Below are 7,434 nucleotides of genomic sequence, written 5' to 3'. Positions count from 1 at the left end.
TGACGGCGGTTTTGACTGTCCGAATCGGGACGGCACCGTAGCCCACGGAGGCTGTACGTTTTGCAGCGCAGCAGGCTCCGGCGATTTTGCCGGGAACCGGGCCGATGATTTAATTACGCAATTCCATGAAATCAAAAACCGCATGCACGAAAAATGGAAGGACGGCAAGTACATCGCTTATTTTCAGGCTTTCACTAACACGCATGCGCCGGTTGAGGTGCTTCGCGAAAAATTCGAATCCGTCCTCGCCTTAGATGATGTGGTCGGCATTTCGATCGCCACACGCCCTGACTGTCTGCCTGATGATGTCGTTGATTACCTGGCAGAGCTGAATGAACGCACCTATTTGTGGGTGGAGCTTGGGCTTCAAACAGTTCATGAACGGACTGCACTTCTGATCAACCGCGCACATGATTTTAACTGCTATGTGGAAGGCGTCAATAAATTAAGAAAACACGGCATACGTGTCTGCTCGCATATTATCAACGGGCTGCCTTTGGAAGACCGGGACATGATGATGGAAACGGCAAAGGCCGTCGCAGATTTGGACGTCCAGGGCATTAAAATCCATCTGCTTCACCTACTGAAAGGCACGCCGATGGTCAAACAATATGAAAAGGGAAAGCTGGAATTTCTTTCTCAAGATGATTATGTGCAGCTCGTCTGCGATCAGCTTGAGATCATTCCGCCTGAAATGATCGTCCACCGCATTACAGGTGACGGACCGATTGAGTTGATGATCGGGCCAATGTGGAGCGTCAACAAATGGGAAGTGCTTGGCGCCATTAATAAAGAGCTAGAAAACCGAGGCAGCTATCAAGGAAAGTTCTTTCAGCGGCTTGAGGAGGAATCAGCGCTATGATTTTGAAGAAAATTCTTCCCTACAGTAAAGAACTGCTGAAAATGGCCGCGGGAGAAGGAGATATTGTCGTAGATGCGACAATGGGCAACGGACATGATACACAGTTTTTAGCGGAGCTTGTTGGTGAAAACGGCCATGTGTACGCATTCGACATCCAAGAATCAGCCGTGGCCAATACAAAGGAACGGCTCGGTGACATGTATCAAGCGCGAACAACGTTATTTCACAAAAGCCATGACAAAATCGCTGAATCCCTCCCGCCTGAAACACATGGCAAAGTGGCGGCCGCGGTATTTAACCTCGGCTATTTGCCGGGCGGGGACAAATCAATTACGACAAACGGCAGTTCTACGATCAAAGCAATTGAACAGCTTCTCAGCATCATGAAAGACGAAGGTCTGATTGTTCTCGTCGTCTATCATGGCCACCCGGAAGGCAAAGCTGAAAAAAACGACGTGCTCGAGTTTTGCCGGGACTTGGACCAGCAATCAGCCCGTGTATTAACTTACGGGTTTATCAATCAGCAAAATGACCCGCCATTTATTGTCGCCATCGAAAAAAAAGCTCAGATCAGCAAATGATTTGAGCTTTTTTCTTTGAGTTTTTCATCCAGGACATTTTTTGAAATTTCCGGTAGGCTCTGCCGTTGATATAAAAGAAAAGGGAGGTTTTTCCGCTGGCTTTGATCAGCTTCTTTGCGAGCCGGCCCATTTCCTTTTGGCCTGCCACTTTATCATCTGACAAATAAACACCAAGCAACCCGCGATTGATTAAACGATGGAAGTTTTCATGCGGAATGCCTTGTAAATGCTCGTCGGCTTTATGGATAAAGTGTTCAAGCCGATTCATCATCTCTTCATGAGACTGATAATATGAGCAGAAATTCAAGTCTCCTTCCAGCAAGTCCTCCTCTTGATCAATCAAATAATCAAGAAGAATATGAAGACCCTGTATGTAAGGAAAATAACTGTCTCGGATTTTTTTAGCGGTGCTTTCTGTGAAATCAGGCTGGAACGAATACGCAACCAGACAGAAAATGCCTAACGTTGAGCCTGCACAGGCTGAAAATTCATACCATTCCATCTCAGGCAGCTCTGATTCATATTGAGTAAACCACTTTTCAAGCCGCGGAACACGCTCATGCTCAATAACGTGCTTATGCACCTGCAAATCGCAATAATAGCCGCACAGTTCAAGCAGATAAGGTTTAATCATGTCATAGTGCTCAATGGAACCAAGGACACGCTGGCACGTTTTGACCAGTTCGTGCAGATATCCGCTGTCATCCTGTTCTTCCCTGAATTGATAATAGTTTTGCAGTTCCGCCCCAACTGTCAGTGCGTCCTGCATTGAGGCATGGAGCATCCGAAAATCCTGCGGGTCCAGCGAGGTGCTGCGGTCACACAGATTGTCCAAATAATCACTAATCGTTTGATACGCGATGATAAACTCGACACATTTCTGCTTTTGGCTGCCTGACAATAAGGCCAGTATGCCGCCGCCTTCACAGTGAAACGTTTTGTCCCGAATACTTGCGGTTGCCTGTGCTTTCAATTCACTGTTATGAATCGATTCTGATTTTTGCTTCCATATGTCCAGCTCTTGATGAACGAGCGGAAAAATATCTCGATATACCTTTGCCATCAATCCAAAAGGATGTTCCGGTACTGTCAACACATGCACCCCCTACTAGTTCAAATATATTGATCAGTAAACGCTCTTGCTGCTTTAAAAACATCTTCTCTCTCGGGTTCATTGAAGATCTCATGGTAAAGCCCTTCCCACTCTCTGTATGCTTTATTATGAGAAGCAACACCATTAAACCACTTGATGACCATCGTTTTGTCAACAAGCTTGTCATCACCGGCTTGCATCACAAGAAGCGGAACTTTCAAAAATGCCTCTGTCGGCACCATTGCCGATTCAATTGTCTTTAAAAGCTCTCTGTACCATCTGACAGAAACTTTCCTGACGTATAACGAATCATTTTGGTCAGCCTCGATGACGTCCTCATTGCGCGTCGCCATATCAATTGATAATCCCGAATCAACCTTAAGTGACGGAGCGATGACATTCAGGCCTTTTGATGCAAGATCAAGCGCTTTATTGACTTTAATTTGCAGTCCGAGACACGGTGATGATAAAATAATTCCCGTAATCTTGGGATTTCTTTGCTGTTTAATCCATTCAATCGCGACCAGACCGCCCATGCTGTGACCTAGCAGAAAAACCGGCAGATCAAAGGTTCGCGCTTTATCTATCCAAGCATCTACTTCATCAATGTATTCTTGAAACGAGCGAATATGCCCTCTCGCTCTTGTCGTTGTTCCCTGTCCAGGCAAATCGCCCATGACAACGTGATAACCCGAAGACCGCCACATTTCAATCAGCCATTTATATCGTCCGTGATATTCACTTGCCCCGTGAATAATTACAATCACGGCAACAGGTCTGTCTGCTTTCCAGGTCCACATGCTCTTCACCTCATACGAAATTTAAATAGAGAAAGAAGGATGAATCTTATGATCTACCCTTATAAGGAACACAAGCCAGATATCCACCCAACAGCCTTTATAGCTGATAATGTAACAATTACCGGTGATGTCGTGATCGGAGAACAGTCCAGCATTTGGTTTTCTGTTGTCATAAGGGGAGATGTTGCGCCGACCAGAATCGGAAACAGAGTCAATATCCAGGATTTAAGCTGCCTCCATCAAAGCCCGAACCAGACGCTGCTCATTGAAGATGACGCCACGATAGGCCATCAGGTTACACTTCATAGCGCTGTTATCCGCAAGAACGCCTTAATCGGCATGGGCTCAATCATTTTAGACGGAGCCGAAATTGGCGAAGGCGCTTTTATTGGTGCCGGCAGTCTTGTCCCGCCTGGAAAAACCATTCCGCCTGGCCATCTCGCCTTTGGCCGCCCTGCAAAAGTCATCCGCCCTTTGACGGAAGAAGACCGAAAAGATATGCAAAGAATACGGTCAGAATATGTAGAAAAGGGCCAATATTATAAATTTCTTCAACAAACATAAGACCTGCTTCGTCTTACTTTACCATTTTTCAAATTATATTTGAAAGCAATAACCATCGTTAACCCGGACGTCATCACAGTTCGGGTTTCAATTTTTCCATAAAACGTTCACATATAGCATGAAACGTATGACTTTTATCTTATCACAAAACTATAAACAGCCTCTGCAAACACACATACCTATTCTTTCCTGTTCTCTATTTTCTATGAGCACACACAAAAAGAGCCCACTGGGAGCTCTTTTTGTCAGCTGATATTTCGTTCGCTGGCAGCAGCCGCATTTTTTTTGTGAAACCCTTTTCCATAGTACACAGCCAGCAAGATGAGAAACCATATCGGCCCGATAATCACGGCTACTCTTGTATCAGGGCTGTAAGCCATAAGAATGACGACGAATGCTAGAAATGCCAATGACACATAAGACGTAAACGGAAATAAAGGCATTTTGTACTTTAATTGTTTCTTTTCTTCCGGCTTCAAACTTTTCCTGTATTTGATTTGAGAAAGCAAAATGATTGCCCACGTCCATATCGCTCCGAACGTCGCAATACTTGTAACCCAAGTAAATACCTTCGCAGGGACAACATAGTTTAACAGCACTCCAACTAATAAAGCCCCCGCTGAAGCCAGAACAGCTTTACCCGGGATGCCGCCTTTCGTCAGCTGACCATATGCTTGTGGCGCCTCTTTCTGTTCCGCCAAGTTAAACAGCATCCGCCCTGTGCTGAAAATACCGCTGTTGCATGAAGACAGCGCGGCTGTCAACACGACAAAGTTAATGATGCCTGCAGCTGATGGAATGCCCACTTTTTGGAACGTGAGAACAAATGGGCTTCCCTGAGAGCCAATTTCCTGCCACGGATAAATAGACATAATGACGAATAAAGCGCCTACATAAAAAATCAAAATCCGCCAAAATACTGTATCAATTGCTTTGGCTAACGATTTTTGCGGGTTTTTCACCTCGCCAGCCGTCACCCCGATCATTTCAATCCCTAAATAGGCGAACATCACCATTTGAAGTGACAATAAAACCCCTTTTATTCCATGAGGGAAAAATCCACCGTTGTTCCATAAATTGCTGATTCCAGTTGCAATGCCCCCATTGCCGACTCCTGCAATAATCATCAATAAACCGACAGCAATCATGGATAAGATCGCAACAATTTTAATCAATGCGAACCAAAATTCCAGCTCACCGTAAGCTTTGACAGCCAGGAAATTAACACCCGTCATAATGACCAGCGCCGATAATGCCCAAATCCAGTTTGGCACGTCAGGAAACCAGAACCCCATATAGATGCCGACAGCAGTAATTTCGGCCATACAGGTGACAACCCATAAAAACCAGTAGTTCCACCCTGTTAAATAGCCTGCAAGCGGTCCCAAATAGTCACGCGCATACCTGCTGAAGGAGCCTGCGACCGGTTTTTGAATGGCCATTTCCCCAAGCGCTCTCATAATAAAAAACATGACCAGGCCGCTTGCGGCATACGCTACCAAAATACCAGGCCCTGCTAATTGAATAGCTGATGCGGAGCCGAGGAACAACCCTACTCCTATAGCAGCTCCTAAAGACATTAAAGAAATATGCCTTTCTTCGAGTCCGCGGTGCAGCTCTTGTTTTTGTTTTTGCATGCTTCTTCTCCCCTAGAAAAAAATATCATTATATCATTTTTCTGAATATTCCGTACGGATTGGGTAAATCAATGATGATGGAGAAATAAAAGGATAACAACAAGGCTTTCGACTACTCGAAAGCCTTGTTGTCTGTTACACAAAGATGACTTCTTTAGGCTGATGGCTCAGCTCTTCAGGCATATACCGTTTTTCAATATTGATGCTGTGCCAGATCATAAAGATTAGCACAGTCCAAATTTTACGGCTGTTATCAGCCTTGTCCGCACAATGGTCTTCAAGAAGCTGAAGGACATAATCCTTATGGATATAAGCATCCGTTTGGCTTTCTTGAATAATATTCCGTACCCATTCGTTCATTTCGTTTTTCAGCCAATGACGGATCGGTACAGGGAAACCAAGCTTTTTGCGGTTTAATACGTGCTCAGGCACAATTCCTTCAGCGGCTTTGCGAAGAAGATACTTCGTCGTGCCGTTCTTCGTTTTCAGCTCATCAGGAATTTTTGAAGCGACGTCGAATACGACTTTATCCAAGAACGGCACACGCAGTTCCAAAGAATTCGCCATCGTCATTTTATCCGCCTTTAACAAAATGTCGCCGCGCATCCAAGTGTGGATATCGACATACTGCATTTTGTTGATATCGCTGTACGAGCTGCTTTCTGTAAAGTAAGTCTTCGTCACATCGCGATATGAAAGGTTCGGATTATAATGCTTCAACAGCTGCTTTTTGACAGACTCTTCAAAGATTTTCGCGTTACCGATATAACGATCCTGAAGCGGAGTGCAGCCGCGCTCAAGCAGGCTCTTCCCTCTCATACCTTCAGGCATAACGGCAGCAACGTGCAGAAGCATCTTTTTCAAGCCGGACGGAATCCGTTCAAACGGTTTAAGCGAAAGCGGTTCACGGTAAATGTTATATCCGCCGAAGAGCTCATCCGCTCCTTCACCTGATAAAGCAACCGTTACATGTTTTTTCGCTTCTTTTGCAACAAAGTACAACGGAATCGCTGCCGGATCAGCAAGCGGGTCATCAAAATGCCAAACGATCTTCGGAAGCTCATTCATGTATTCCTCAGGCGAAATGACTTTGCTGATATTTTCAATGCCCAGCGCCGCTGCCGTTTCTTTCGCTACATCAACCTCACTGAAGCCCTGCTGTTCAAAGCCGACAGAGAATGTTTTTAAGCTTGGATGAAATTCCTTCGCAACAGACACAATAAAGGAAGAATCAATCCCGCCAGACAGGAACGAACCGACAGGAACGTCACTTCTCATATGAACGTTTACAGAGTCATAGATCGCGTCTCTGACTTCTTTCACAAGCTTGTCTTCTTCAGTCTGAACCGGCTTGAAGTTCGCTTTGAAATACGTTTTGAATGTGATATCGCCGTCCGGGCGGATTGTGAACTGTGAACCCGGCTCTACTTTTTTCACATGGGCATCAAGCGTGCTCGGTTCAGGAACAAATTGGAAAGACATGTACTGCTGCAATGCCTCTTTATCTATTTCAATATCATTCTGAGCAACCATTAAACTTTTTCTCTCTGAGGCAAAATAAACCTGATCATTGATTGTTGTATAGTACAACGGTTTAATGCCGAATGGATCTCTTGCTCCATAAAGCACATGATCGTTTTTATTCCAAATCAGAAAGGCAAACATACCGCGCAGTTTGGACGCCGCTTCTTCTTTATAGTGACGGTAAGTCGCAAGAAGAACCTCTGTGTCCGAATCCGTGTTGAATGTGTACCCCTTTGCTTCAAGTTCTTCTCTCAGTTCAATATAGTTATAGATTTCTCCGTTAAAGATAATCCAATATGTTTCATCTTCATATGATAAAGGCTGTCCGCCATTTTCTACATCAATAATGCTGAGCCGTCTGAATCCGAAGCCG

At 44.9% G+C, this 7,434-nt stretch carries 7 protein-coding genes; 3 read left to right on the top strand and 4 right to left on the bottom strand.

Going from position 1 to position 7,434, the window contains the following annotated elements; all coding sequences use genetic code 11:
- Together mnmL and mnmM are read left to right on the top strand one after the other, a co-directional pair.
- On the top strand, positions 1–862 hold an 862-nt coding region (mnmL, locus tag RAC86_RS32455), incomplete at its 5' end, for a tRNA modification radical SAM protein MnmL/YtqA (RefSeq protein WP_377886479.1).
- A complete protein-coding gene (gene mnmM, locus RAC86_RS32450) occupies positions 859–1,443 on the top strand; it encodes a tRNA 5-(aminomethyl)-2-thiouridylate-methyltransferase MnmM (RefSeq protein WP_014480625.1) in 585 nt (194 codons plus the stop codon). The genes mnmL and mnmM, both read left to right, overlap by 4 nt.
- Here mnmM and tbcS read toward each other — a convergent pair.
- Positions 1,433–2,536 carry a tetraprenyl-beta-curcumene synthase gene (gene tbcS / locus RAC86_RS32445; protein WP_033882168.1) on the bottom strand — a complete coding sequence of 368 codons (1,104 nt, stop codon included), beginning with the start codon at positions 2,534–2,536 and terminating at the stop codon, positions 1,433–1,435. The two genes, mnmM and tbcS, sit on opposite strands and share 11 nt — an antisense overlap.
- A 20-nt stretch (positions 2,537–2,556) precedes the next feature.
- A complete protein-coding gene (ytpA, locus tag RAC86_RS32440; RefSeq protein ID WP_003229109.1) occupies positions 2,557–3,336 on the bottom strand; it encodes a phospholipase YtpA in 780 nt (259 codons plus the stop codon).
- Between the two features lie 48 nt (positions 3,337–3,384).
- On the opposite strand from ytpA, the gene RAC86_RS32435 reads away from it, so the two are divergent.
- On the top strand, positions 3,385–3,900 hold the full coding sequence (locus RAC86_RS32435; protein WP_377886478.1) for a gamma carbonic anhydrase: 516 nt from the start codon (positions 3,385–3,387) through the stop codon (positions 3,898–3,900).
- A gap of 245 nt (positions 3,901–4,145) precedes the next feature.
- On the opposite strand, the gene alaP is transcribed toward RAC86_RS32435, so the two are convergent.
- Positions 4,146–5,537 (bottom strand): alanine permease AlaP, encoded by a 1,392-nt coding sequence (gene alaP, locus RAC86_RS32430; protein WP_024571819.1) that lies wholly within the window; start codon positions 5,535–5,537, stop codon positions 4,146–4,148.
- 135 nt (positions 5,538–5,672) lie between these two features.
- Positions 5,673–7,434: asparagine synthase (glutamine-hydrolyzing) (asnB, locus tag RAC86_RS32425; protein ID WP_377886477.1), on the bottom strand; the 1,762-nt coding region annotated here is incomplete at its 5' end.

The sequence above is a fragment of the Bacillus sp. LR_5 genome (assembly GCF_042709275.1).
Note: the sequence above shows the minus strand (reverse complement) of the source record. Positions and strands in the feature narration are given on the sequence as shown.